The organism is Bradyrhizobium semiaridum (assembly GCF_020329505.1).
Taxonomy (GTDB): Bacteria; Pseudomonadota; Alphaproteobacteria; order Rhizobiales; family Xanthobacteraceae; genus Bradyrhizobium; species Bradyrhizobium semiaridum.
Window position 1 is genome coordinate 236,361 of record NZ_JAGKJJ010000002.1, and the last position, 24,087, is coordinate 260,447.

Sequence of the window (24,087 nt, forward strand, 5' to 3'; positions counted from 1 at the left end):
GTGGAACAACATTATAGTCCCAGGGAGTCGGTGTTATCACTGGGGTCTGGATAATCACGCGCCTTGGTTCATGAACGACATGTGCCCTCCGCGTCCGGGCTTCAGCACCGGAAGTCCCGAGGTTGCACAGCACCAGGGCCGCTCCGAGAGCGCACGCAACTGTTATTTTTTTCATGCATCGGCCTCCTTGCCTGAGAGTGCAAAAGGACTCGAAGCAAGGCAAGCTAATTCGCTGTCGGCTTGGTTGAAAGATTGCTGATGTCCCGTGCGACAATAGCGCGGCCGCATGGCCTCGATCAGTCATAAAGCAACAACCGAGACAGCCTTCGCCGCATCGCGCGGCTTATGAATGGACGCGTCGCGTCCTCAATGCCCGGCCATGTGCCGGCCGATCTCGGTGAGGTCGGCCTCGCTGGCGCTGATATCGTGCACGAATTCGCCGTGGAACATCACCACCAGGCGATCCGACAATTCCAGGAGCTCGTCAAGGTCCTCGCTGACCAGCAACACCGCGGCGCCGCGGTTGCGTGCGGCCATGATCTCGGCGTGGATCTGCGCCACCGCGGCGAAGTCGAGGCCGAAGCAGGGATTGGCGGCGATCAGGACCTCGACGTCGCCGGAGAGCTCGCGCGCCAGCACGGCGCGCTGCACATTGCCGCCCGACAGCGCGGCGATAGGCGTCTCCGGCGTGCGGGTCTTGATCTTGTAGCGGTTGATCTTGCGCATCGCGTCGTTGCGGAAGGCCGAGCGGTTCAGCCACCAGCCGCCACGCGCGAACGGGGCGCGGTCGAATTCGCGGAACGCGATATTGTCGGCGACGCTCATGCCGCCGACGCAGGCGTTCTTCAGCGGCTCCTCCGGCAGCAGCGACATCTTGTGGCGGCGCATCTCTTCGCGGCTCGCGGCATAGACCTCTCCCTGGACGCGGATCACGCCGCTCTCGGCCTCGCGCTGCCCGGCCAGCACCTCGACGAGCTGGCGCTGGCCGTTACCGGAGACGCCGGCGATGCCGACGATCTCGCCGCTCTTCACGGTCAGCGACACGCCGTGCACCGCGATCGCGCCGGCGTCGTCGCGCGCGGTCAGCCTGTCGAGCTCGAGCCGCGGCGCGCCGGTCTCGCCGGTGCGCGGCGGCTGTACGGTCAATTGCTCGGCGCCGATCATGGTGCGGGCCATCTCGTCGGGCGTGAGCTCCGAGACCTTGCCGGTGCCGGCGAGCTTGCCGCGGCGCAGGATCGTCACCTCGTCGGCGAAGGCCATCACCTCGCGGAACTTGTGCGTGATCATCAAGATGGTCAATTCGCCCGCGATCACCATGGCGCGCAGCATGCCGAGCACCTCGTCGGCTTCGCCCGGCGTCAGCACCGAGGTCGGCTCGTCCAGGATCAGGAAGCGGCGCTTTAGATAGAGCTGCTTGAGGATCTCGCATTTCTGCCGTTCGCCGGCCGAGACGTCGGCGACCTTGGCATCGAGCGGCACCTTGAACGGCATCCGCGACAGGAAGGCTTCGAGCTCCTTCTTCTCCTTGCGCCAGTCGACCACGGCCGGCACGTCGTCGCGCGCCAGCACCAGGTTTTCGGCGACGGTCATCGCGGGGACCAGCGTGAAGTGCTGATAGACCATGCCGAGGCCGAGCGCGTGGGCGTCCTTCGGATTGGCGATCGCCTGCTCGCGGCCGCCGACCAGGATGTCGCCCTCGGTGGCGTGGTAATAGCCCATGATGCATTTGACGAGCGTGCTCTTGCCGGCGCCGTTCTCGCCGAGCAGCGCGTGGAACGAGCCGGGCCGCACCTTGAGCTCGACATTGTCGAGCGCCGTGAAATCGCCGAACCGCATCGTCATCGCGATGGCGTCGACGCCGAACGCGCCTGACGGAGCCGCCGGCTCGCCGATGATCACGACAGCGCCCCGATCAGGTCGGCGGATTTTGCCACCGTGCCGAACACGCCGCCCTGCATCTTGATCATCTTCAGCGCGTGGTCGTGATTGCTCTTGTCGGTCGCGCCGCAGCAATCCTCGACCAGCACGCATTCGAAGCCGCGGTCGTTGGCCTCGCGCATCGTGGTGTGGACGCAGACGTCGGTGGTGATGCCGGTCAGCACGATGTTCTCGATGCCGCGCAGCCGCAGCATCAGTTCGAGGTCGGTGGCGCAGAACGAGCCCTTGCCGGGCTTGTCGATGATGGGCTCGCCCGGCAGCGGCGCGAGATCGGGAATGATCTCCCAGCCGGGCTCGCCGCGCACCAGGATGCGGCCGCAGGGGCCGGGATCGCCGATACCGGCGCCGATCTGCCGCGAGCGCCAACGCTTGTTGGCGGGAAGATCGGCGAGGTCAGGCCGATGGCCCTCGCGGGTATGGATGATGTGAAAGCCCTGCGCGCGCATCACCGCCAGCAGCTTCTTGATCGGCTCGATCGGGGCGCGGGTCAGCGACAGATCGTAGCCCATCTTGTCGACATAGCCGCCGACGCCGCAGAAATCGGTCTGCATGTCGATGATGATGAGCGCGGTGTTCTGCGGGCGCAGGTCGCCATTGTAGGGCCAGGCGTAGGGCTCGGACTTGATGAAGCGCTCGGGCATGGGACTCTCGCAAAGCCTATCGGGTGATGGACAATTCGGCCGGCGCGCCGGTCAGCGTGCGCTTCGGCGAGCAGGTGATGATCATGATCGCCAGCGTCAAAATGTAGGGCGAGGCGTTGAAGAGGTGATAGCCGGAGGTGACGCCGACCGATTGCAGCGCGGGGCCGAGCGCGGCGGCGCCGCCGAAGGCGAGTGAGGCCCACAGGCAAAGCATTGGGTCCCAGCGCGCGAAGATCACCAGCGCCACGGCGGTGATGCCCTGGCCCGAGGAAAGGCCCTCGTTCCAGCTGCCGGGATAGAACAGCGACAGGAACGAGCCGCCGATGCCTGCGAGAAAGCCGCCGACCATGGTGGCGCGCAGGCGGATTAGCAGCACCGAATGGCCCATCGCGCGCGCCGCGTCGGCGCTTTCGCCGGCGGTGCGGATCAACAGGCCCCAGCGCGTGGTCTTGAAGGCCCAATAGAGCAGCGGCGCGATCGCGACGCCGATCAGGAACAATACATTGATGCGTAGCGCCGCGCGCACCTGCGGCACGTCGCTCCACCAGCCGAAATCGATCGCCGGCAGCCGCGCCGCGGTCGGCTCGATCAGCGGTTTGCCGAGGAAGAAGGCGAGGCCGGTGCCGAGCAGCATCAGCGCGATGCCGACTGCGATGTCGTTGACCCGCGGCAGCGAGCAGATGCCGGCATGCAGCGCGCCGAACAAGGCGCCGGTGATGCCGGCTGCGAGCACGCCGAGCCACGGCGAGCCGGACAGATAGGAGATGCCGTAGGCGCTCATCGCGCCCATCACCAGCGTACCCTCGAGGCCGAGATTGATGCGGCCCGAGCGCTCGGTGATGCATTCGCCGAGGCTGACGAACAAGAACGGCGTCGAGACGCGGATGGCGCCGCCGAGCACGGCGAGGGGAACGGTCCAGAGCCCGATCGATGCGTCGGCCATGTCAGGATTTTCCCTTGAGGAAACCGATGCGCCCATAGAGCGCGTCGCTCGCCAGCACGAACACGAAGATGATGCCTTGCAGCACCAGCACCGAGGCGTCGGGCAGGCCGAGCCGGCGCTGCAGCAGGCCGCCGGAGGCGCTGATGCCGCCGAGCAGGATCGCTACCGGAATGATCGCGACCGGATTCTGCCGCGCCAGGAACGCGACCAGGATGCCGGTGAAGCCGTAGCCCGCGGCAAGGTTGGCATTGGTGCGGCCCTGCACGGCGGCGACCTCGACCATGCCGGCGAGCCCGGCGCAAGCGCCGGCGAGGAAGCAGACGGTCAGGATCAACTTGCCGACACCGAGGCCGACGATCCTGGCGGCGCGGATATTGCCGCCGGCGACGCGCGCGGCGAAACCGAAGGTGGTGTGATAGATCAGGATGTAGGCGGCAACCGCGGCGACGAGGCCGAACGCGAGGCCCCAATGCACATCGGTGCCGGGAATGGTGCCGATCATGTTGGCGGCGCCGATCTCGCGTGTCGACGGCTTGTTCAGGCTGGCCGGATCGCGCAGCGGACCCTCGACCAGATGGTTGAGGATCGCGAGCGCGATATAGACCAGCAGCAGGCTCGAGATCGTCTCGTTGACCCCGCGATACTGCCGCAAGCCGCCTGAAAGCGTGATCCAGAGCCCGCCGCCGATCATGCCGGCGATCACCATCGCGATCTGCACCACGATCGGCGCGGCGCCCTGCAGCGCCAGCGCCGCCGATGTCGCCGACAGCGCGCCGATCAGGAGCGCGCCTTCGCCGCCGATGATCACCATGCCGAGCTGCGCCGGCAGCGCCGTGCACAGCGCGGTCAGGATCAGCGGCGCGGCGCGGGTCAGCGTGTTCTGCCAGGAGAAGGCGGTGCCGAACGCGCCGTAATACATGTAGAAGTACAGATCGAGCGGGTTCTTGCCGTACAGCGCGACGAAGCCGCCGAACACCGCGAGCGCGCCGATCAGCGCCGCGCACGGGATCAGGATGTATTCGATGCTGGTGCCGTAGCGCTGGAGAAATCCGGGATCGGCGGCCGGAGCAACTCCGGCCGCGTCCACGGATTCCACTTCCGCCGTCACGCGGTGGCTCCGATCACGCCCTCGACGAGATAATTCATCTTCTCGAGCTCGGGATCCTGCTGGCCGCGGTCGGTGCCGGCAGCGATCACGGTGTTGCCCTTGTTGTCGGCGATCGGGCCCTTGAAGATGGTGAAGTCGCCGGCCATGAATTTGGCCTTGACGTCGTCGGCGTGCTTGCGCGCTTCCGCCGACACCACCTCGCCATAGGGCGAGACCTTGACGATCTCCTCCTTCAGGCCGCCGCGGTAGAAGTTCGGGATCGGCTGACCCGACGTGATCATCTTGACGAATTTTGGATACAGCGCCTCCCAATTCCATTCGGCGCCGGTGAGATAGGCTTTCGGCGCCAGCGGCGATTGGTTGACGTGATAGCCGCAGACGAACGCGCCGCGGCGCGCGGCGTTCTCGACCATCGTCTTCGGACCGTCGACATGGCAGGTCAGCACGTCGATGCCCTGGTCGATCAGGCTGTTGGTGGCCTCGGCTTCCTTGACCGGCATCGACCAGTCGCCGGTGAAGATCACCTGCGTGGTCGCCTTCGGGTTGGCGAGGCGGGCGCCGAGCGTGAAGGCGTTGATGTTGCGCAAGACCTGCGGGATCGGCTTGGCGGCGACGAAGCCGAGCTTGCCGCTCTTGGTCGAATAGCCGGCGACGATGCCGGAGATGAACTGCGCCTCGTCGATATAGCCGAAATAGCTGCCGGCGTTCTTCGGATCCTTGTCGGACCACAAGCCGCCGCAATGTTCGAAGCTCATCTTGGGAAACTTGCTCGCCATCTTGAGCACGTGCGGGTTGTAGTAGCCGAACGAGGTCGGGAACAGCAGCGTGGCGCCGTCGAGGTTGATCATCGACTCGATGGTCTTCTCGACCGCATCGGTCTCCGGCACCTTCTCTTCCTCGACCACCTTGACGCCGGGCAGCTTCTTCACCGCCGCGGCGCCCTGCGCGTGGGCCTGGTTGTAGCCGTAGTCGTCGCGCGAGCCGACATAGATGAAGCCGATCGTGGTCTCGGCGGCGGCCGCGCCGCGGACGCCGAGTGCGCTGCCGACGGCCAGCGCCGCGCTTCCCTGCAACAAATGCCGACGTGAAATCCTCCCAAAATCCATGTGCCTGCTCCCCTCCGGCGGTCTGCCGCCCGTCCTTGTCGCAGCCGCCTGAACGGCGGAGCCCATCAGAGGTGTCGCAAGCTTCGTGCCAGAGCACATCGGGCGGTCAGGGACGGCTAACCGCTTGAAATTGATTGGTATCGGGTGACGGTCCAGGAATGCCCGCAGTGCGCGCCGGAGTGTTTTGCTTATATTTTAGGCGATTGATCGCCGTTGTATGCAATTACGTTAAGCAACGGCTCCAGCCGTAAGCCGCCGTACAGCCGCCATTTGCCGGCTGGTCAATCGGATCGGGCCTGCTACGAGTGAGGGGTGCGAGCCGGGGCACGGCGGCGGGACTGAAAGAGCATGAGCGAGATGAGGCCGACATCCCTTGGCGAGATCCTTGGCGAGACCCTTGGCGACGAGATCGCGGCGCGGATCGACCAGCTCGCGGCGATCTCGGAGACGCCGGAGCATCTGGCGCGGATCTTCCTCACCCCGGAGCACCGCAAGGCCGCCGACCTGATCCTGACTTGGATGCGCGACGCCGGCATGAGCGCGCATCTCGACGCCATCGGCAATGTCTGCGGCCGCTACGACGGCGACCGCCCGGGCCTGCCGTGCCTGATGCTCGGCTCGCATTACGACACCGTGCGCGACGCCGGCAAATGGGACGGCCCGCTCGGCGTCATCACCGCGATCGCCTGCGTCGCCGACCTCAACCGGCGCGGCAAGCGGCTGCCGTTCGCGATCGAGATCGTGGGCTTTGCCGACGAGGAGGGCGTGCGCTTCGCCTCGACCCTGCTCGGCAGCCGCGCGGTGGCCGGCACGTTCGATGAGCGCGTCCTCGAGGTGTGCGACCGCGCCGGCATCTCGATGCGCGAGGCCATGGTGCAATTCGGGCTCGATCCCGATCAGATCGGCAAGGCCGCGCGTGCCCGCCGCGAGCTGCTCGGTTATGTCGAGCTGCACATCGAGCAGGGGCCGGTGCTGGAGGACAAGGGATTGCCGGTCGGTGTCGTCACCGCGATCGCCGGCGCGACGCGGCTCGTCGCCAATCTTGTCGGCACCGCCGGCCATGCCGGCACCGTGCCGATGCCGCTGCGCCGTGACGCGCTGGCGGGCGCGGCCGAATGCATCGTCGCGATCGAGGAGTTTTGCCGGAGCGACGATGCAGGCCTGGTCGGGACGGTCGGCGTCATCACCGCGCTGCCGGGCGCCGCCAATGTGATCCCTGGAAAAGTGTCGTTCACGATGGACATCCGCTCGCAGAGCGACACTCATCGCAAGCGCGCGGTGGCCGACATCGTGCGGCAGGTCGAGGCGATCGCAAAGCGCCGTGAACTTGCATTGCAGATCGATGTCACGCATGAGAACCGCAGCGTGCCTTGCGCGCCGTGGCTGCAAGCGCAACTCGCGGACGCCGTCGCCGCCGAGGGATTTGCCACCTTCGAGCTGCCCAGCGGGGCAGGGCATGACGGCATGGCGATGGTCGACGTCGCCGACATCGCCATGATCTTCGTGCGCTGCCGCGGTGGGATCAGCCACAATCCGGCCGAGCATGTCGAGCTGGCCGATGCCGATACCGGCGCGCGCGTGCTGCTGCGCTTCATCGAGAATTTTCGGCCGCAGCGCGAGGCGTGAAGCCGGCGCGCTTGGCGACAGTGGCCGATGGGAGCATTTCGGGTGCCCCAAGAAGAAAATGCTCTCCACCTTTTGCGCCGGAAAACGTCCTTCCAAGGAGCTGCTGCAAAAGGCATGGCGCTACCCTTGCTTCCGCACCGAATGTCGCGACATTTAGGGGCGTCAGCAACGGTCACGTCCATGAGCCAATCTGCATTCGATCCCTTCGGCGAGCCGGTCCCCGCGATCGATCAATCGATCGCCGGCACGCGTGCGTCGAAATGGCTGAAGACGGCCGGCACCAGTGTTTTCTGGGTGCTGGTGGCAGGCATCGTGCTGGCACGCGCCGCCTATTTCGAGCCCGGCGTGTTCAGCTTCGACAGCGCGCTCGCTTGGGCGCAGGGCCTGATCGCAGCACTCTGAGGCGCATTTGCGCGTCTTCTTTCCCTAACTGCAAAATACCCTGAGATTCGGCGTTCGCGGGCGGGCGCGTGCTGCCCGGCGCCGTCAATCCCGGGGATAGAACTTCTATGCATCCGCCCAATCCGAAAATGGATTGGTCAAAGGCCGCAATCTGGCGCATAAAATCTTCTCCGTAGAAGAGGATTTCGTGCCGGACCCATCGAAAAGTCAGGGGAAGCAGCAAAGTGCGCTGAAGCGTGTGCTCCTGCTCATTCCCGGTATCCTGCTCTGCGGGGTGATCACGATCATCTCGCTCGGCATCCAGGCCGCCGAAGAGCACGTTTTTGACCATCCCTATATCGAGGCCCTGGTGGTCGCGATCCTGCTTGGGATGGCGGTGCGCACCGCCTGGCAGCCGTCCGAGCGATGGCGCTCCGGCATTGCCTTCAGCGCCAAGCAGCTGCTCGAGGTCGCCGTGATGCTGCTCGGCGCCTCCATCAGTTTCGCGGCGATCGTGGCGTCGGGTTATCTCCTGATCGGCGCCATCGCGGCGACCGTCGCGATCATGCTGATGGTCAGCTACGGCCTCAGCCGGATGCTCGGGCTGAAGACCAAGCTTGCGATCCTGATCGCCTGCGGCAATTCGATCTGCGGCAATTCGGCGATCGCAGCGGTGGCGCCCGTCATCGAGGCCGACGGCGACGACATCGCCTCCTCGATCTCGTTCACCGCTATTCTCGGCGTGCTGATGGTGCTCGGCCTGCCGCTCCTGATTCCGCTGCTAAAGCTGTCGGCGACGCAATACGGCATCCTGGCCGGCCTCACGGTCTATGCCGTGCCGCAGGTGCTGGCCGCGACCGTTCCGGCCGGCATCGTCTCGACCCAGATCGGCACGCTGGTGAAGCTGGTGCGCGTCCTGATGCTGGGGCCGATCGTGGTCGGCCTGTCGCTGTTCGTCGCAAGGCGCAAGCGCAAGGCGGGCAACGCCAAGACGGTTCCCATCAGTCCGTTCAAGCTGGTGCCCTGGTTCATCATCGGATTCCTGGTGCTGGCCGCGCTGCGCTCGCTGCAACTCGTCCCCGACGTCGTGATCGCGCCGGTGACCAAGACTGCGGCGATCCTCACCGTGCTCTCGATGGCCGCGCTCGGGCTCGGCGTCGACGTCCGCGTGCTCTCGACCGTCGGCGGCCGGGTGACGGCCGCCGTCACGCTGTCGCTGATGCTGCTGCTCGGGCTGAGCATCGGCCTGGTGCATTTCTTCAAGTGACGGCGGTCTCGCCTGCTACTCGGCCGCCTTCGCGGTCTTTCCGAACATCCGTGTCGGCGCCGGAAATCCGCAGGACGTGCCGTCCGTGATCTTGACCTGATCTTCCCAGGGCAGGCGGAAGCGGCCGGACACCATGTCCTGCATGAACGTATAGGGACAGTCCATCGCGCCGCCTTTCACCGCGACATAGCCGCGGTGCCAAAGCTGATAGATGTTGTTCTCGACGCCCCAGTTGATGCGCGCCTCGCGTACGAGGTCTGGCCGCACCTCGGCGGTGATGATCTCGTCGGCGCGTCCCGTGGTGCCGTGGGCGATGATGCTGCCGTCGAAATTGACGATCATGCCTTCGCCCATCGAATCGAACGAACCGTCCGAACCGCACATGCAGACATTAGCCGTCACCATCAGGTTCTGGAAGGCGTTGGCCTGGTTGGTGAAGCGCCAGCTCTCGCGGATCGGCGCGGTGTAGCCTGCGGTGCGGATCATGATCTCCGCGCCCTTGTAGGCGCATTCGCGCGCCATTTCGGGGAACATGCCGTCGTGGCAAATGATCAGCGCGATCTTCGCGCCCTTCGGTCCCTCGATCACGGGGATGCCGATATCGCCCGGCTCCCACGGCTCCACCGGAATCCAGGGATGGAATTTCCGATAGTACAGCTTGATCTCGCCGTGATCGTCGATGATCAGGCCGGAATTGTAGGGGTTGCCATGCGGGTTGAACTCCATGATGGAGAAGCAGCCCCAGATCTTGTTGTCGATGCAGGCCTTCTTGAAGGCCGCGACCTCGGGCCCATCGAGGTGGCACATGATCTCCGGATTGGTGTCCATCGACAGGCCGTGCAGGGAGTATTCCGGGAGCACGACGAGGTCCATGGTGCCGAGATTGCGCCGCGCCTTGCCGACCATCCACACGATACGCTCGGTCTGTCGTGCCAGATCGGCCTTGGTCGCAACCACGGGGAGCTGCAACTGCACCAATCCGATCACCACCCCGTTGGGTGACTTGTTGAGTCCACCAAGTCCGTTCATGCTCGTCCTCCCGATATCCGACGCGTTGCGCTTTGCCTCACACGGTCCATGCCGCTCCATCGGTTTAGCAATCATCATGCCAGCACAGCTGAAATCAGTGCAAATCACCGGCAAGTGCAACGCTCGCCATCGGATTCGATGGCATGTCCCTTGCTTGCCATGGATCGGAGCGGTGGGATGAGGGCGTCACGATGAAGTCAAGCAGCACGATGGCGGCGGAGCCGGAGCCGATCACGCTCGACTGGAGCCGGACCGCGCTTGTCATCATCGACATGCAGCGCGATTTCCTCGAGCCCGGCGGTTTTGGTGAAACGCTCGGCAATGACGTGAGCCAGCTCGCCCGCGCGGTGCAGCCGATCGCCGCCGTGCTCGCGGCGGCGCGCGATCGCGAGATGCTGGTGATCCATACCCGCGAGGGCCATCTGCCTGATCTTTCCGACGCGCCACCGGCCAAGATCGAGCGCGGCGCGCCGTCGCTGCGGATCGGCGACCCCGGGCCGATGGGACGGATCCTGATCCGCGGCGAGGCAGGGCACGACATCATCCCCGCGCTCTATCCATTGGACAGCGAGATCGTGATAGACAAGCCCGGCAAGGGCGCGTTCTACGCCACCGAATTCGGCGACATCCTGCAGAAATATGGCATCGAGAACCTCCTGGTGTGCGGCGTCACCACCGAGGTCTGCGTCAACACCACGGTGCGCGAGGCCAACGACCGCGGCTACCGCTGCGTCGTGATATCAGACGGCTGCGCCTCCTACTTCCCGGAATTCCACGAGATGGGCCTGAAGATGATCAAGGCCCAGGGCGGCATTTTCGGCTGGGTCACCGACTCGGCCGCGGTGCTGCAGGCGCTCGGGGACTAGAACATTTGCAGCCGCGGAGCTGGTGCGCTCCCTCTCCCGCTTGCGGGGGAGGGCTGGGGTGGGGGTCTCATGGCGAACGATGCCGTTCGTTGTGCGGAGAGAGCCCCCACCCGCATCGCATCTTCGATGCGACCTCCCCCGCAAGCGGGAGAGGTGCAGCGAGTTCGCCGCGAGATCACTTCGCCCCAACTTGGTCGCCCTAACCGCCCTTCACCGCGCCCGCGGTCAGCCCCGCCACGATCTGCCGCTGCGCCAGCACCGTGAGCAGCAGCACCGGCGCGGTCACGATCAGCGCGGCGGCGGCGAGCGGGCCCCAGCTCAGCTGGTCGAACGAGATCATGTTGTAGACCGCAACCGGCAACGTGCGGGTCTCGCGTCCGGCCAGCACGATGCCGAAGACAAAATTGTTCCAGGAGAAGATCACCGCGAGAATGAAGGCGACGGCGAGGCCGGGCTTGGCGATCGGCAGCGCGACGTGGCGGAACACCTGCCAGCGCGTGGCGCCGTCGATCAGGGCAGCTTCCTCCAGCTCCAGCGGCGTGGTCTCGAAATAGCCGATCATGATCCAGATCACGATCGGCACCGTGACCACGAGATGGATGATGATCTGCGGCACCAGCGTGCCGAGCAGGCCGAGCCACTGAAACAGCAGGAACAGCGGGATCAAATAGGACAGGCCGGGCGTGATCCGCGCGATCAGGATCACCACCGCGGATTTATGCGCGGCCATCCGCGCGATGCCGTAGCCGGCGGGCACGCCGACCAGCATGGCGAGGCCGGTGGCGGCGCCGGTGACGATCAGGCTGTTGGTGAAGTAGGTCAGGAAGCGGTTGGAGGCGAGCACATCGGCATAGTTCTTCCAGGCGATGTTCTCCGGGAAGAACACCGGCGGATAGGCGGCGTTGTCGATCTCGAATTTCAGCGACAGCGAGGCCATCCAGAGGAAGAACAGGATCGCCGGCGAGACGATGACCAGCACCGACAGCCACAGCCCGATCTGGCCGAGAATCTGGCGCGGGTTCATGCGCCGCCTCCGAGATCCGATGTCCACAGCATCCGCTTGCGCATATAGAGCAGCAGCGCGGCCAGCGCGACGATCAAAAGGAAGAACACCACCGCGATCGCCGAGCCGTAGCCGAGGTCGTAATAGACGAAGGCGACGCTGTAGAGATAGACGTTGATGGTCTCCGACGCCGAGCCCGGCCCGCCCTGGGTAATCGCGAAGATGATGTCGAAACTCTTCACCACGTCGATCATCCGGATCATGCCGGCGATGAACAGGAACGGCATGATCAGCGGCAGCGTGATGAAGCGGAACACCTGCCAGAAATTGGCGCCGTCGATCTGCGCGCTCTCATAGGGCTCGGTCGGGATCGCAGCTAAGCCGCCAAGCACGATCAGCATCACCAGCGGCGTCCACTGCCAGGTCTCGACCAGCACCAGCGAGGGGATCACCGTATTCGGATTGAATACCCAGAGCTGCGGCGGCAGGCCGACCAGCGACAGCAGATAGTTCAGCACGCCGAGCTGCGGATGGAACATCATGGTCCACACCAGCGCGATCGCCACGGGAGTAGCCATCATCGGCATGATGAAGATGCCGCGCAGGAAGCCGCGCGCGGCGAACTTCTGGTGAAACACCACGGCGGCCAACGTGCCGAAGACCAGCGGCAGCAGCACCGACAGCGCGGTGTAGGACAAGGTGTGCCCGACCGCTTCGACGAAGCGCGGATCGGTCGGCAGCCGCAAATAATTGGCGAGGCCGACGAAGGTGATGGGGGAGCCTACCTTCCATTCGTTGAAGCTCATCCAGATCGTGAACACCCATGGAAAGATGATCACCGCCAGCACCACGACGAGCGCCGGGATCACGAACGGCCAGTAGGACGGCGGACGCCATTCACGCTCCGGCGCGGCGTTCTGCACCGCGGCCGGAGAATCTTGTGCTACCACGCTCACGCTTTTTCGCTACGCTCCAGGATCGGGCGGAATTGTTCGTGCGCCTTCTTCAGCTCGGTGGCGGGATCGGCGCCGGAGAGCGTCGCAGTCAGCGCCGCGCCGACGATGTCGCGGAATTCGGCGACCGGGATGATGACGGGCAGGCCGAGCTTGGAGATCTTTGCGGAATCGACCACCGACTGCAGCCATTCCTGGGTCTTGACGCCCTTCCTGATCTCGGCATCGTCGACCACCGAATTGCGGAACGGCACGCCGCCGCCGGCCTGCAGCAGCCGGCCGCCCTGGCCCTTCGAGACCACCCATTGGCAGAGCAAATAGGCGGCTTCCTTGTTCTTGCTGGCGGCAGCGATGCCGATGCCGTCGCCATAGGTCGAGGAGAACTTGCCCTTGGGTCCGGCCGGCACCAGCGTGTAGCCGACCTTGCCGACCACGCGCGAGGCGCTCGGGTCTTCCAGCGGCGGCGCCCAGCCGTCGGCATCGATCCACATCGCGGAGCGTCCTTGCGTGAAGGAGGCCATCGATTCCATCCAGTTGAAGCCGGCGACGCCGGGCGGCGCACATTTGGTCAGCAGGCGCTGGTACAGCTTGGTCGCCTCGACCGCCTCGGGGCCGTCGGTGAGGATGTTGCCCTTGGCGTCGAGGAATTCACCGCCGTAGTTGAGATAGAAGTTGGTCCACATCGCCATGTTGGCGTTGCGCAGGCCGCGGCCGACGAAGCCGTAGATGCCGTCCTTCGGATCGGTCAGCTTCTCGGCGGCGACCGCCATCTCGTCGAGCGTCTTCGGCACCTCGACGCCCTTCTTCTGGAACAGCTCCTTGTTGTAGTAGAGGATGAAATAATCGACCGACCACGGCAGCGACAGCATCTGGCCCTTGTCGTTGCGCGCGTATTGCAAGCCGGCCGCCGAGAAGTCGCTCTCGACGAGGTCCGGCAGCGTCATGCTCGGGTCCTTCAGGTAGCCCGACATGTCGGCGAGCCAGCCGGCCTTCTCGAACTGCCGCTTCTGCACATGGTAGCTGAGGTGCACGACGTCGAAGCTCGGCTTGCCCGACGACAGCTCGATCACGCATTTCTGCCGCTGCTGCTGCTCGGGGATCTGCTCCGATTCGACCTTGATGCCGGTCAGCTCGGTGAATTCCTTGATGTACTTCTGCAGATTGTCGCCGCGCGGCCCCTTGGCCAGGATCACCTCGAGCGTGGTGCCGGAATATTTCTTCCAGTTGACCTCGGCGCGGGCCGGAAATCCGCTCAATGCCACCGCGCCGGCGGCCGCCGTGCCGGCCAGCATCTGGCGGCGCGAGATCAGGTGATGCGACATGATTCCCTCCCTGGGACGGTTTTTGTTTGGGAGGGATACTAGCGTTTGAACTCCGTCTGCCTAGCCCCCACCTGCGCGGCGCGCTGCATAACGCCGCGCCGCGCAGGGTATGGCAGCTATGCCGCGACGAAGGCGAGCAGGGTGCCGTTGCCGGCCGCCGGCGGCACGCAGATGCTGCTGCCGCTCTTCACGCCGCTCGCGCCCAGCGCCTGCTCAGTCTTGGCGAGATCGGCCGCGATCACGAGGCCGGCGCCGCCGCGGTCGGGCAGGCCATCCAGCGAGACGCCGCCATAGCGCTTGCCGAGCTGGTCCTTGCTCAGGAAGACGAAGTCGGCGCGGTCGCCGCCCGACGGGACCGCGACTGCACCGTCGGCCTCGTTCCGCACGGCGATGTCGATCATCTTCGACAGATGCGCGGCGTCGGTTGCCGGATCGGGCGAGACGATCAGCACCTGCTTGAGGCGCTTGGCCCCATTGGCGTGCGTCATCAGCTCGGGAATCCACACCGTCTCGCGGGTCTTGTGCTGACAGGCGAAGATGCGGACGCCGCCGGGCGCCTCTGCGGTCGGCCACTGGAAGGTGCGAAATTTTGCCGCGGAGATCGTGCCGTTGGGCATCGTCACCGGACGCTCGAAATCGGTCGGCCCGATCGGCGTGTAGCCGCGGGCGCGGATCTCTTCGGCGCCGGCGGCCGAATCCACCGCGGTGAATGCGATCCGCTCGATGCCTTCGCCGCGCTTCTCCAGAAACGCGCGCGCCGGAGCATTATGTTCTGTCGGCGTCAGTACGCCGAGCAATTCCATATAGTCGGGATCGAACATGATGGTGTAGTTGCCCGAACCCATATGCGCGCTGTGGGTGCCGCGCGGCGACACCGTGAAGCCGAGCCGCTTGTAGTTCTCGGCGGCCTTGTCGAGGTCCTTCACCATGACCACGGCGTGGTCGATTCCGATGACGTTGTTGAGTGCCACTTCTTGTCTTCCCGGCTGGAATAAGGGAGTAAAGCTAAGCAAAACCACAGGGCGCCCGCAAGAAAGGAACATGATGGACAGCAATGCCGTGCGCTGGCCGGAGTCGCTCTGGGCCGCGGTGACGCCCAAAGGCCCCGACTGCCCCGAGCTGACCGGCGCGCAGCAGGCCGATGTCGTGATCATCGGCGGCGGTTTTACCGGGCTGTCCACCGCGCTGCATCTGCGCGAGGCCAATGTCGATGTCGCGATCGTCGAGGCCGCCGAGCCCGGCTGGGGCGCGTCGGGGCGCAACAACGGGCAGGTGATCCCGACGCTGTCGCGGCCCGATCCCGATGACATCATCGCCAGGCACGGCGCGGCCGGCGAACGCTTTGTCGCGATGCTGCGCGACAGCGCGTCGGCGCTGTTCGATATCGTCAGGCGCTACAACATCGACGCCGAGCAGGAGCAGGCGGGCTGGGTGCAGCCGGTGCATTCGCCGGGCCGCATCAGGATCGCGGAGCGGCGGGTGCAGCAATGGTCGAAATTTGGCGCGCCGGTGGAGCTGCTGTCGCGCGAGCAGGTCAGCGACATGCTCGGCTCGAACGCCTGGTACGGCGGCTTCTGGAACAAGACCGGCGGCCACATCAATCCGCTGGCGCTGGCGCGCGGCCTCGCGCACACCGTGATCGGCCTCGGCGCGCGCATCTATGCCCGTTCGCCGGCGCTCAGTTTCGAGCGCCGCGGCGACAAATGGGTGGTGAAGACCGCGAAGGGCGAAATCTCCGGCCGCGCGCTGGTGGTCGCGAGCAATGCCTATAGCGGCGAGTTCGCGAAATCGCTGGTGCCGGAGATCGCGACCGAGGTGATGCCGGTGCTGTCGTGGCAGATGGCGACGCAGCCGCTGTCGGACAATGTCCGCAAGACCATCATCCCCGGGCGGCAGGCGATGTCGGACACCCATGGCGAGCTGTATTTCGCGCGCTACGACGCCCGCAATCGCCTCGTCACCGGCGGTGCCGTGCTCGGTCCCGGCAACAAGGTCGCGCGGATCAAGGCGAGCGTGACGGCGCGGCTGCAACGTCTGTGGCCGCAGATCGGCGACATCAAGTTCGATTACGTCTGGAACGGTTATGTCGGCATGACCGCGGATTTCCTGCCGCGCATCCACCTGCTGGGGCCGAACGCCTATGGCTGGACCGGCTGCAACGGCCGCGCCGTCGCGCTGACCATGCCGCTCGGCCGTGAGCTCGCCAAGGCGGTGCAGGGCGTCCCGGAAAGTGAGCTGGCGCTGCCGTTCACCGAGCCGGTGCAGTACATCGCGCACGGATTGCTGCGCAAGCTCGCGCCCTGGATGCTGGTGCTGTACCGGCGCCGCGACGCGCAGGAGCTGTCCGGCGGCGACAATTTCGAACTGCTGCGCTGGGCGGAGCGCGTGCTGGCTTCGCGCCGGTAAGCGAGATTGTGAGAGCGGCGCTCTCGTCGATCATCTCGCCCCGGGCCACCCCTCTCCCCACCCTCCCCCGCAAGGGGGGAGGGAGCCCGGCCAGCGTGCTCACCTCACGGCGACAACACATCGCGCAATAAGAGTTGGAGCACTGCACCCGTAATGGAGCCACCGGCGGACGGGTTCCCTCCCCCCTTGCGGGGGAGGGTTAGGGAGAGGGGTACCCACACGGCGTGCTCTCTCGATATGTCTCGATGACGAGGCAAGATTCTGAGAGCTGCGACTACTCGCCCGCCAATGCCGCCGCGTCGCGCTTGCAGGTGAAATCGCCGCCGGGGATCGCGGCCAGCAGCGCCTGTGTGTAGGGATGTTGCGGATTGCCGAACACCTCGGCCGTGAGGCCTTGTTCGACTACCGCGCCATCCTTCATCACGGCGACGAGATCGCAGATCTGCGCGGCGACGCGCAGGTCGTGGGTGATGAAGATGATGGAGAGGCCGAGCTGCTGCCGCAGCCCCGCCAGCAGTTTTAGCACCTGCGCCTGCACCGAGACGTCGAGCGCCGAGACCGGCTCGTCGGCGACCAGCACGTCGGGCTTCAGCGCCAGCGCACGCGCGAGCCCGATGCGCTGGCGCTGGCCGCCGGAGAATTCGTGCGGGAAGCGGTCGCCGGCGGAGGGGTCGAGGCCGACCAGCTCGAACAGCTTTCGCGCTTCCGCGATCGCCTCCGCGCGATCGGTGCCGTGCACGATCGGCCCCTGCGCCACCAGCTCCGCCGCCTTGCGGCGCGGGTTGAGTGAGGCGAACGGATCCTGGAACACCATCTGGATGTGGCGGGTCTCGCGCCTGACATCGTCGCGCGAAAGCTTGGCCCAGTCCTTGCCGTTGAGCAGGATCGAGCCGGTGTCGGGATCGATCAGCCGCACGATGCAGCGCGCCAAGGTCGATTTGCCCGAGCCGGACTCGCCGACGATGCCGAGCGTCGCGCCGCGCGGCAGATGCAGCGAGACGTTCTTCACGGCCTCCGTAACCCGGGCGCCGCGGCCGAGGAAGCCGCCGGTGCGGTAGGTTTTCGAGACGCCGTCGATGGTCAGGATGTGCTTGCCCGAGAGCAGGCGCGGCAGCGGCGCCTTCAGCGGCGGGACGGCCGCGATCAGCTGCTTCGTGTAAGCATGCTGCGGATCGTTCAGCACCTTGTCGGCGGCGCCCTGTTCGGCGATCGCGCCGTGCTGCATCACCACCACGCGGTCGGCGATCTCGGCGACCACGCCGAAATCATGGGTGATGAACAGCACCGCCGTCTTCTTGCGCTGCTGCAGATCGCGGATCAGTTTCAATATCTGCGCCTGCGTCGTGACGTCGAGCGCGGTGGTCGGCTCGTCCGCGATCAGGAGCTTCGGGTCGAGCGCCAGCGCCATCGCGATCATGGCGCGTTGGCGCTGGCCGCCGGAGAGCTCATGCGGATAGGCTTTTGCCGCCGCGCTGGGATCGGGAATCCGGACGTCCTCGAGCAGCGCCTGCACGCGCGCCGCGATCTCGGTCTTCGAAAGTTTGGTGTGGATCGAAAACATCTCGCCGATCTGGTCGCCGATGGTGCGCAGCGGATTGAGCGCCGTCATCGGCTCCTGGAAGATCATCGCGATGCCGGCGCCGCGCACGTCACGCATCTCCGCCGGTTCGGCGGCGCAGAGGTCGCGGCCGTCGAACATCGTCCGGCCCCGCTCGATACTCACCTCGTTCGGCAACAGCCGCATGATGGCGTTGGCCATCATCGATTTGCCGGAGCCGGATTCGCCGACCACGCAGAGGATCTCATTCGACGCGATCGACAGCGAGACATCGGAGAGCGCATGCGGCCGGTCGGCGCCTCCGGGCAGGCGTACCGTCAGCCCGTCGAGCGAAAGGACGGTCTCACTCATCGGCCCTTCAGCCTCGGATTGAGTGCATCGTTCAGCCCCTGGCCGACCAGCGACACCGCGAGCACGGTGACGAGAATCGCAATGCCGGGGATCGCCGAGACGTACCACTGCACGCGGAGCACATCGCGGCCGAGCCCGATCAGGTTGCCCCAGGAGGCGACGTTGGGGTCGGACAGACGCAGGAAAGCGAGTGCGCTTTCCAGCAGGATCGCGACCGCCATCACCACGCTGGCATAGACGATCACAGGCGGCAGTGCGTTGGGCAGGATCTCACCGAGGATCAGCTGGACGTCCTTCATGCCGAGCGTCTTGCCGGCCTGGACGAATTCGCGGTTGCGCAGCGACAGGAACTCGGCGCGGGTCAGCCGCGCCGGCGCCGGCCACGACACCACGCCGACTGCGATGGTCACCGTGGTCAGGGTCGAGCCGAACACCGCGACCAGCACCAAGAGCAGCACGAAGTTCGGCAGAGTCTGGAACGCCTCGGTGATCCGCATCAGGACATTGTCGACCCAGCCGCCGTAATAGCCGGCGAAGGCGCCGACCAGAATGCCGATCAGGATCGCGATCGCGGTGGCGACACCGCCGATCAATAGCGAAATCCGCGCGCCGTAGAAGATCTGCGCGGCGATGTCGCGGCCGGAATTGTCGGTGCCGAGCAGAAAGCGCGGATTGGAGAACGGCCAGATCAGCGGCCGGCCCGCCAGCGCCAGCGGATCGCGCGGGTAGAGGAAGCCCGCGCTGACCGCCATCGCGATGACGAGCAGCAGCAGGATCAGGCCGATCACCGCGGCTGGGCTGCGGAAGTAGCGTTTCACCGCGTCCATCGTCAGCCCTCCGCCGCGATCCGCGGATCGAGCCGCGCGTAGAGCAGGTCGACAACGAAGTTCACTGATATCACGAGCAGGGCCGAGACGAACACGATGCCGAGCAGGGTATTGAGGTCGCGCTGTACCACCGATTCGTAGGCGAGGCGGCCGAGGCCGGGCAGCGAGAACACGCTCTCGACCACGACCGAGCCGCCGAGCATGGTGCCGGCCTGCAAGCCAATCAGCGTCACCATCGGCAGCAGCGCATTGCGCAGCACGTGGCGGGTGATGACGTGGGTCTCGTCGAGCCCCTTGGCGCGGGCGGTGCGGACGAAGTCGAGGTTCAGCACCTCCAGCATCGAGGCGCGCATGATGCGCAGGTAGATCGCGAGGAAGATCAGGCCGAGCGTCAGCGTCGGCAGCACCAGATGCGCGGCGATATCGAGCACGCGCCAGATTCCGGTCTGCACCGTGCCGATGTCCTCGAAACCGCCTGGCGGCAGCCATTGCAGATAGACAGAGAACACCACGATCGCCATCAGGCCGAACCAGAACGAGGGTGTGGCGTAGAAGATCAGGCCCAGCGTCGAGATCAGCGTGTCCGGCCAGCGGTTGACGCCACGCGCGGCGGTCACGCCGAACACGAGGCCGAAGAAGAACGCGAACGACAACGAGGCCGTCATCAGGAGGATGGTCGGCGGCAGCCGCTCCAGGATCACGGTCGCCACCGGCTTGCCGTAGATCGAGGAGAAGCCGAGGTCGAGCCGCACCAGCCGCCACAAATAATTGGCGAGCTGCGCCGGAACCGAGAGGTCGAGCCCGTAGAACTCGCGCAGCTGCCTGGCGGTCGCGGCATCGCCGCCGCCCATCTGCGCCATCAGCGCATCGACGGTGTCGCCCGGCGCGAGCTGCAGCAGCAGGAACACGCCGATCAGGATCAGGAACAGGGTCGGGATCGAGGCGGCCAGCCGCCGCCCCGCAAGGCTCAGGATGCGCATGGACTATCTATAGCGATTTCAGGCGAGGTGGACACGGGGGCGCGTCAAGAAGCACGGGCGCCAGCCGCTTGGTCACCTCGCCCCGCTTGCGGGGAGAGGTCGGATCGCATCGCAAGATGCGATCCGGGTGAGGGGGTACAGGTCCATCGATGGAGCACCATGGCGGAGAGAGCCCCTCATCCCAACCCTCTCCCCGTAAAGAACGGGGAGAGGGAGAAGTGGACCGCGCCGACTCCACCCCTCACGCCGTCAGCCACAGATCGTGCCAGCTCGTCGAGCCCCAGCGCGGGGTGTTGGAATGGTTGCGCGCTTTCGCCGTGATGACGGTGACGAAGATCTGCTCGATCGGCATCCAGACCGGCAGCTCCGTGTTCACCTCCTTGACGAACTGGGCGTAGAGCGCCTTGCGCTTGGCCGGATCGAGTTCGGTCAGCGCGCTGTCGATGGTGCCGTCGACGGTCTTGTCCTCCCAGCCCCACTGGTTGGTCCACGGCGCGCCCTTGGGCTGGCCGGAGCGGTACCACACTGTGGTCGAGACCGCGGGGTCGTTGCGGTACTGGTGCCAGCCGGTGGCGAGATCGAAGGCGTGATCGTCATAGACCTGCTTGAGGAAACCGCCGCCGTCGTTGCGCACGATGTCGACCTGGATGCCGACTTCGCCCAGCGACTGCTGGATGAAGGTCGACCACAGCGAGATGTCCTCGCCCCACGGTGCCGGCAGCAGCTTCAGCGTGAAGCGGTTGCCGCCGGTGGCCTTGAAGCCGGCCTCGTCGAGCAGCGCGATCGCCTTGGCCTTGTCGTAGGGATATTGCGGCGTGTTCGGCCCGGGATAGAAATCGGTCGAGGTCGAGGGGATCGGGCCGGTGCCGAGCTTGGCGAAATCGCCGAGGAAGTTCTCGATGAAGAACGGCACGTTGATCGCGTGCGCGATGGCGCGGCGGACGCGGATGTCCGACAGCTCCTTGCGGCGGAAGTTGAACTCGATGGTGTTGGTGCGGGCGTTGCCCTCATTGCCCTTTGTCGAGACGATGAAGCGCTTGTCCTTGCCAAGCCGCGCCATGTCCGAGATCGTCAGGCCGGAGAACGGGCTGTAGTGCAGCTCGCCGGCCTCCATCTGGGCCGCGGCGGCGGCGCGGTCGGTGATCACCTTCCAGACGATGCGGTCCAGATACGGCGCGTTCGGCCGCCAGTAGTCCGGGTTGCGGTCGGCGATGATGTACTGGCCGCGCTCATATTTGACGAACTTGAACGGCCCGGTGCCGACAGGGGCGAGGTTGGTCGGGTTCTGCCTGATGTCGCCACTCTCATAGAGATGCTTTGCCGAGACGTAGCCAAGGTCTGGCAGCGCGCGCAGCAGCAGGCTCAGCGGCATCGGCCGCTCGTAGCGGAAGATCGCGGTCTGCGGATCGGGGGTGTCGACCGCGGTGAGGAACAGCTGCAGCGTGGATCCGTAGTTGAGGATCTTCTTCCACATGTTCATCGCGGTGAAGGCGACGTCGTCCGACGTGAACGGCTTGCCGTCGTGCCAGGTGACGCCCTTGCGTAGCTTGAAGGTGACGGTCTTGCCGTCCGGCGTCGCCTCCCAGCTCTCGGCGAGCACGCCGACCGGCTGCCCGTTGGCATCGAGGTCGACCAGGTTCTCCTGGATCTTGCCGCCGATGATGTAGACCCCGGTCGAGGCCTGGATGCTCGGGTTGAGCTGGCGCTGCTCGGCGCCGTAATGGACGTTGAACACGCCGCCCTTGCGCGGGGTCTCCTGCGCGAAGGCCCGCATTGGATTGATGACGTTGGCCGCGATCGTGGCCGAGGTCAGCAGGGCCATGCGGCGGTTGATCTCGAGGCGGGTGAAATCCATACGGGTCTCCAAGGCTTACTGGACGAAGGCTTGCGGGCAACGACGCTCATATCTCATATAAAGGCCCGCCGGCTGGCGCGGCGGGCCTTGGCCGATGTTACCTTGGAATGGGAACCCAAGTCATTTTCTAATGGCGCGGCGTTTTGGACGATCATTTTCGAAACCTGAAGTGGCGTCGTGCCGCTGCGCAACTCCCCACACGCCTGCGGCTTCGCACACGGATGGCGTGCGTGAGGTATTTTGATTCGCTCCAGGGCGCTCCCTTCGCGCGCCGCGAAGGCGCGCAAACCCTGTAATTTCAGGGGTCGGAAGTGCCTTGACTTGCGAAAACCCGGTAAAAATCGCTGATTCGGGGGCTGTCCACAGCGATATTGCTGTGGGGATTGCAGAAAACCCTGTTTTTTTCGGCGTTTTCCGCCATATCGTGCGAACTCCAGAATCAATGGAGCAACCATGGCTACCCAATTGTCGAAGTCGCAAGTGATCGAGAAGATCGCGACCACCACCGAACTCTCCAAGCGCGACGTCAAGAACGTCTTGGACTCACTGGTCGATGTCGGCCACAAGGAGCTGAAGAAGAGCGGGGTGTTCCTCGTTCCCGGCTTCGCCAAGTTCGTCGTGGTCAAGAAGCCTGCGACCAAGGCGCGCAAGGGCACCAACCCCTTCACGGGCGAAGAGATGATGTTCAAGGCCAAGCCGGCCCGCAAGATCGTCCGCGCCCGGCCGGTCAAGGCCGCCAAGGACGCGGTCTAAGAATAGAAGGCCTCCGGTGACGGAGGCCTTTTGCTTTTGAGCCGTCGCTTCCGGCCGAAGGTTGCCAGCGCTCTCAAGTGCGACGGCCTTGCTTTACCTCTCCCCATCGGGGAGAGGTCGGATTGCGCCCGACGATGCGCAGCATCGTCCGGCGCAGTCCGGGTGAGGGCCCTTGCTCTCTCGATAGCCCGTCACCCCTCACCCGATTTGCTGCGCAAATCGACCTCTCCCAAGGGAGAGGTGGATTTCGTCGTGTGGCTTCAGCTCAGTCGGACCTCAATACGTTCTAGACCACCGGCGACCTGCCGCCATCGACATTGATCGCGGTGCCGGTGATGTAGGAGCCCTGCTCGGAGGCGAGGAAGCAGGCGAGGTTGGCGAACTCCTCCGCCGTGCCGATGCGGCCGAGCGGCGTGCCCTTGGCGAGACCCTTCGCGAACTCCTCGAAATCCATGTTCGGTGCCGTGGCGGCGTGACGCTTGACCCATTGGTCGCTCATGATCAGGCCGACCAGCAGCGCATTGACCAGGATATTGTGTTCGCCGCCCTCATTGGCCATCACTTTTGTCAGCGCCATGCCGGCCGCGCGCGACACCGAGGTCGGCGCCGAGTTGCCCGCCGGCGCCTTGGCAAAGGTGTTGAGCACATTGATGATGCGGCCCCATTTGCGCTGCTTCATGCCGCCCCAGACCAGCCGGCTGAAGCGAATCGCCGCGAACACCTTCAGGTCGAAGTCCTCCTGCCACGCCTCATCGCTGATGTTCTCGAACGCCACGGTGCGCGCGGTGCCGGCGTTGTTGACGAGCACGTCGATCTGGCCGAGATCGGCGACGATCCTGTCATGCGCAGCCTTGATGTCGTCGGCCTTCGAGACGTCGCAGACATAGTCGCGCACCGCGAGACCGTCCCTGGCGAGCGCTTCGCGCGCGGCGGCAAGGTCGGCCGCGCCGCGGGCGAGGATCGCGACCCTGGCGCCGGACTCGGCAAACCGCCGCGCCACGGCGATGCCGATGCCCTTGCTGCCGCCGGTCACCACCGCGACGCGGTCCTTCATCGATAGTTGCATGCTTCTCTCCCTGTTGTCGTCGCTCGCGGCGTCAAAGAAATTCTTCGGCGCCGTCGTTGCGTGAAAGGCTTGCGCCGGAAACCGTCGATCTTTGAAATTGCTGCGATC

General features: G+C 65.5%; 21 protein-coding genes. 6 read left to right on the forward strand and 15 right to left on the reverse strand.

The annotated features are described in order from the left end of the window. Positions 1–366: 366 nt before the first annotated feature. Genes J6500_RS03530 through J6500_RS03550 form a run of 5 tightly spaced genes read right to left on the reverse strand, consistent with a single transcriptional unit; the run spans position 367 to position 5,736 of the window. Positions 367–1,899, reverse strand: coding sequence for an ABC transporter ATP-binding protein (locus J6500_RS03530; protein WP_225711277.1), 1,533 nt, complete (start codon positions 1,897–1,899; stop codon positions 367–369). After that, complete coding sequence (gene biuH, locus J6500_RS03535; RefSeq protein WP_225711278.1) at positions 1,896–2,579, reverse strand: biuret amidohydrolase; 684 nt, start codon at positions 2,577–2,579, stop codon at positions 1,896–1,898. Before biuH ends, J6500_RS03530 begins: the two co-directional genes overlap by 4 nt. A 16-nt stretch (positions 2,580–2,595) precedes the next feature. After that, entirely contained in the window at positions 2,596–3,522 is a 927-nt protein-coding gene (locus J6500_RS03540; RefSeq protein WP_225711279.1) for an ABC transporter permease, read from the reverse strand. A gap of 1 nt (position 3,523) precedes the next feature. Continuing rightward, complete coding sequence (locus J6500_RS03545) at positions 3,524–4,630, reverse strand: ABC transporter permease (protein WP_225711280.1); 1,107 nt, start codon at positions 4,628–4,630, stop codon at positions 3,524–3,526. Continuing rightward, positions 4,627–5,736, reverse strand: a complete 1,110-nt coding sequence (locus tag J6500_RS03550; protein ID WP_225711281.1) for a BMP family ABC transporter substrate-binding protein — start codon at positions 5,734–5,736, stop codon at positions 4,627–4,629. The genes J6500_RS03545 and J6500_RS03550 overlap by 4 nt, the downstream gene beginning before the upstream one ends. Positions 5,737–6,084: 348 nt before the next feature. Here J6500_RS03550 and J6500_RS03555 point away from each other — a divergent pair, with 348 nt between their 5' ends. The 3 genes from J6500_RS03555 (at position 6,085) to J6500_RS03565 (ending at position 9,010) form a co-directional block, all read left to right on the forward strand. Then, positions 6,085–7,362 (forward strand): allantoate amidohydrolase, encoded by a 1,278-nt coding sequence (locus tag J6500_RS03555; protein ID WP_376707752.1) that lies wholly within the window; start codon positions 6,085–6,087, stop codon positions 7,360–7,362. A 180-nt stretch (positions 7,363–7,542) separates the two neighbouring features. Next, positions 7,543–7,764, forward strand: a complete 222-nt coding sequence (locus tag J6500_RS03560; RefSeq protein ID WP_225711282.1) for a hypothetical protein — start codon at positions 7,543–7,545, stop codon at positions 7,762–7,764. Positions 7,765–7,951: 187 nt separating this feature from the next. Continuing rightward, positions 7,952–9,010, forward strand: coding sequence for a YeiH family protein (locus J6500_RS03565; RefSeq protein ID WP_225711283.1), 1,059 nt, complete (start codon positions 7,952–7,954; stop codon positions 9,008–9,010). Between the two features lie 15 nt (positions 9,011–9,025). Here J6500_RS03565 and J6500_RS03570 read toward each other — a convergent pair whose 3' ends face one another. Further along, positions 9,026–10,039, reverse strand: coding sequence for a formamidase (locus J6500_RS03570; RefSeq protein WP_225711284.1), 1,014 nt, complete (start codon positions 10,037–10,039; stop codon positions 9,026–9,028). 191 nt (positions 10,040–10,230) lie between these two features. Here J6500_RS03570 and J6500_RS03575 point away from each other — a divergent pair, with 191 nt between their 5' ends. After that, positions 10,231–10,905 carry a cysteine hydrolase family protein gene (locus J6500_RS03575; RefSeq protein ID WP_225711285.1) on the forward strand — a complete coding sequence of 225 codons (675 nt, stop codon included), beginning with the start codon at positions 10,231–10,233 and terminating at the stop codon, positions 10,903–10,905. A 199-nt stretch (positions 10,906–11,104) separates the two neighbouring features. On the opposite strand, the gene J6500_RS03580 is transcribed toward J6500_RS03575, so the two are convergent. The 4 genes from J6500_RS03580 to J6500_RS03595 form a co-directional block, all read right to left on the reverse strand. Then, positions 11,105–11,929, reverse strand: a complete 825-nt coding sequence (locus J6500_RS03580) for a carbohydrate ABC transporter permease (protein WP_225711286.1) — start codon at positions 11,927–11,929, stop codon at positions 11,105–11,107. Then, complete coding sequence (locus tag J6500_RS03585) at positions 11,926–12,858, reverse strand: carbohydrate ABC transporter permease (protein WP_376707753.1); 933 nt, start codon at positions 12,856–12,858, stop codon at positions 11,926–11,928. Before J6500_RS03585 ends, J6500_RS03580 begins: the two co-directional genes overlap by 4 nt. 2 nt (positions 12,859–12,860) lie before the next feature. After that, positions 12,861–14,183, reverse strand: coding sequence for an ABC transporter substrate-binding protein (locus tag J6500_RS03590; RefSeq protein WP_225711288.1), 1,323 nt, complete (start codon positions 14,181–14,183; stop codon positions 12,861–12,863). 116 nt (positions 14,184–14,299) lie between these two features. Continuing rightward, a complete protein-coding gene (locus tag J6500_RS03595) occupies positions 14,300–15,154 on the reverse strand; it encodes a VOC family protein (RefSeq protein WP_225711289.1) in 855 nt (284 codons plus the stop codon). Positions 15,155–15,227: 73 nt separating this feature from the next. On the opposite strand from J6500_RS03595, the gene J6500_RS03600 reads away from it, so the two are divergent. Next, positions 15,228–16,589, forward strand: coding sequence for an NAD(P)/FAD-dependent oxidoreductase (locus tag J6500_RS03600; protein ID WP_225711503.1), 1,362 nt, complete (start codon positions 15,228–15,230; stop codon positions 16,587–16,589). A gap of 274 nt (positions 16,590–16,863) precedes the next feature. Here the strand turns inward: J6500_RS03600 and J6500_RS03605 are convergent, their stop codons facing one another. The 4 genes from J6500_RS03605 to J6500_RS03620 form a co-directional block, all read right to left on the reverse strand. Next, positions 16,864–18,498, reverse strand: coding sequence for an ABC transporter ATP-binding protein (locus tag J6500_RS03605; protein ID WP_225711290.1), 1,635 nt, complete (start codon positions 18,496–18,498; stop codon positions 16,864–16,866). Further along, complete coding sequence (locus J6500_RS03610; protein WP_225711291.1) at positions 18,495–19,325, reverse strand: ABC transporter permease; 831 nt, start codon at positions 19,323–19,325, stop codon at positions 18,495–18,497. The genes J6500_RS03605 and J6500_RS03610 overlap by 4 nt, the downstream gene beginning before the upstream one ends. A 2-nt stretch (positions 19,326–19,327) precedes the next feature. Then, the gene (locus J6500_RS03615; RefSeq protein ID WP_225711292.1) at positions 19,328–20,305 is read right to left on the reverse strand and encodes an ABC transporter permease; all 978 of its coding nucleotides are present in this window, start codon (positions 20,303–20,305) and stop codon (positions 19,328–19,330) included. Positions 20,306–20,546: 241 nt separating this feature from the next. Next, entirely contained in the window at positions 20,547–22,160 is a 1,614-nt protein-coding gene (locus J6500_RS03620; protein ID WP_225711293.1) for an ABC transporter substrate-binding protein, read from the reverse strand. 453 nt (positions 22,161–22,613) lie between these two features. Between J6500_RS03620 and J6500_RS03625 the strand changes: the two genes are divergently transcribed. After that, complete coding sequence (locus tag J6500_RS03625) at positions 22,614–22,913, forward strand: HU family DNA-binding protein (RefSeq protein WP_139481669.1); 300 nt, start codon at positions 22,614–22,616, stop codon at positions 22,911–22,913. 286 nt (positions 22,914–23,199) lie between these two features. Here the strand turns inward: J6500_RS03625 and J6500_RS03630 are convergent, their stop codons facing one another. Further along, the gene (locus J6500_RS03630) at positions 23,200–23,979 is read right to left on the reverse strand and encodes an SDR family oxidoreductase (RefSeq protein ID WP_283842879.1); all 780 of its coding nucleotides are present in this window, start codon (positions 23,977–23,979) and stop codon (positions 23,200–23,202) included. Positions 23,980–24,087: the final 108 nt, after the last annotated feature.

Coding starts and splice junctions, on each gene's coding strand:
- biuH (WP_225711278.1), bottom strand. CDS start 2,579: ATGCCCGAGCGCTTCATCAAGTCCGAGCCCTACGCCTGGCCCTACAAT.
- J6500_RS03605 (WP_225711290.1), bottom strand. CDS start 18,498: ATGAGTGAGACCGTCCTTTCGCTCGACGGGCTGACGGTACGCCTGCCC.
- J6500_RS03610 (WP_225711291.1), bottom strand. CDS start 19,325: ATGGACGCGGTGAAACGCTACTTCCGCAGCCCAGCCGCGGTGATCGGC.
- J6500_RS03580 (WP_225711286.1), bottom strand. CDS start 11,929: ATGAACCCGCGCCAGATTCTCGGCCAGATCGGGCTGTGGCTGTCGGTG.
- J6500_RS03570 (WP_225711284.1), bottom strand. CDS start 10,039: ATGAACGGACTTGGTGGACTCAACAAGTCACCCAACGGGGTGGTGATC.
- J6500_RS03590 (WP_225711288.1), bottom strand. CDS start 14,183: ATGTCGCATCACCTGATCTCGCGCCGCCAGATGCTGGCCGGCACGGCG.
- J6500_RS03630 (WP_283842879.1), bottom strand. CDS start 23,979: ATGCAACTATCGATGAAGGACCGCGTCGCGGTGGTGACCGGCGGCAGC.
- J6500_RS03555 (WP_376707752.1), top strand. CDS start 6,085: ATGAGCGAGATGAGGCCGACATCCCTTGGCGAGATCCTTGGCGAGACC.
- J6500_RS03540 (WP_225711279.1), bottom strand. CDS start 3,522: ATGGCCGACGCATCGATCGGGCTCTGGACCGTTCCCCTCGCCGTGCTC.
- J6500_RS03560 (WP_225711282.1), top strand. CDS start 7,543: ATGAGCCAATCTGCATTCGATCCCTTCGGCGAGCCGGTCCCCGCGATC.
- J6500_RS03620 (WP_225711293.1), bottom strand. CDS start 22,160: ATGGATTTCACCCGCCTCGAGATCAACCGCCGCATGGCCCTGCTGACC.
- J6500_RS03550 (WP_225711281.1), bottom strand. CDS start 5,736: ATGGATTTTGGGAGGATTTCACGTCGGCATTTGTTGCAGGGAAGCGCG.
- J6500_RS03575 (WP_225711285.1), top strand. CDS start 10,231: ATGAAGTCAAGCAGCACGATGGCGGCGGAGCCGGAGCCGATCACGCTC.
- J6500_RS03600 (WP_225711503.1), top strand. CDS start 15,228: ATGGACAGCAATGCCGTGCGCTGGCCGGAGTCGCTCTGGGCCGCGGTG.
- J6500_RS03625 (WP_139481669.1), top strand. CDS start 22,614: ATGGCTACCCAATTGTCGAAGTCGCAAGTGATCGAGAAGATCGCGACC.
- J6500_RS03615 (WP_225711292.1), bottom strand. CDS start 20,305: ATGCGCATCCTGAGCCTTGCGGGGCGGCGGCTGGCCGCCTCGATCCCG.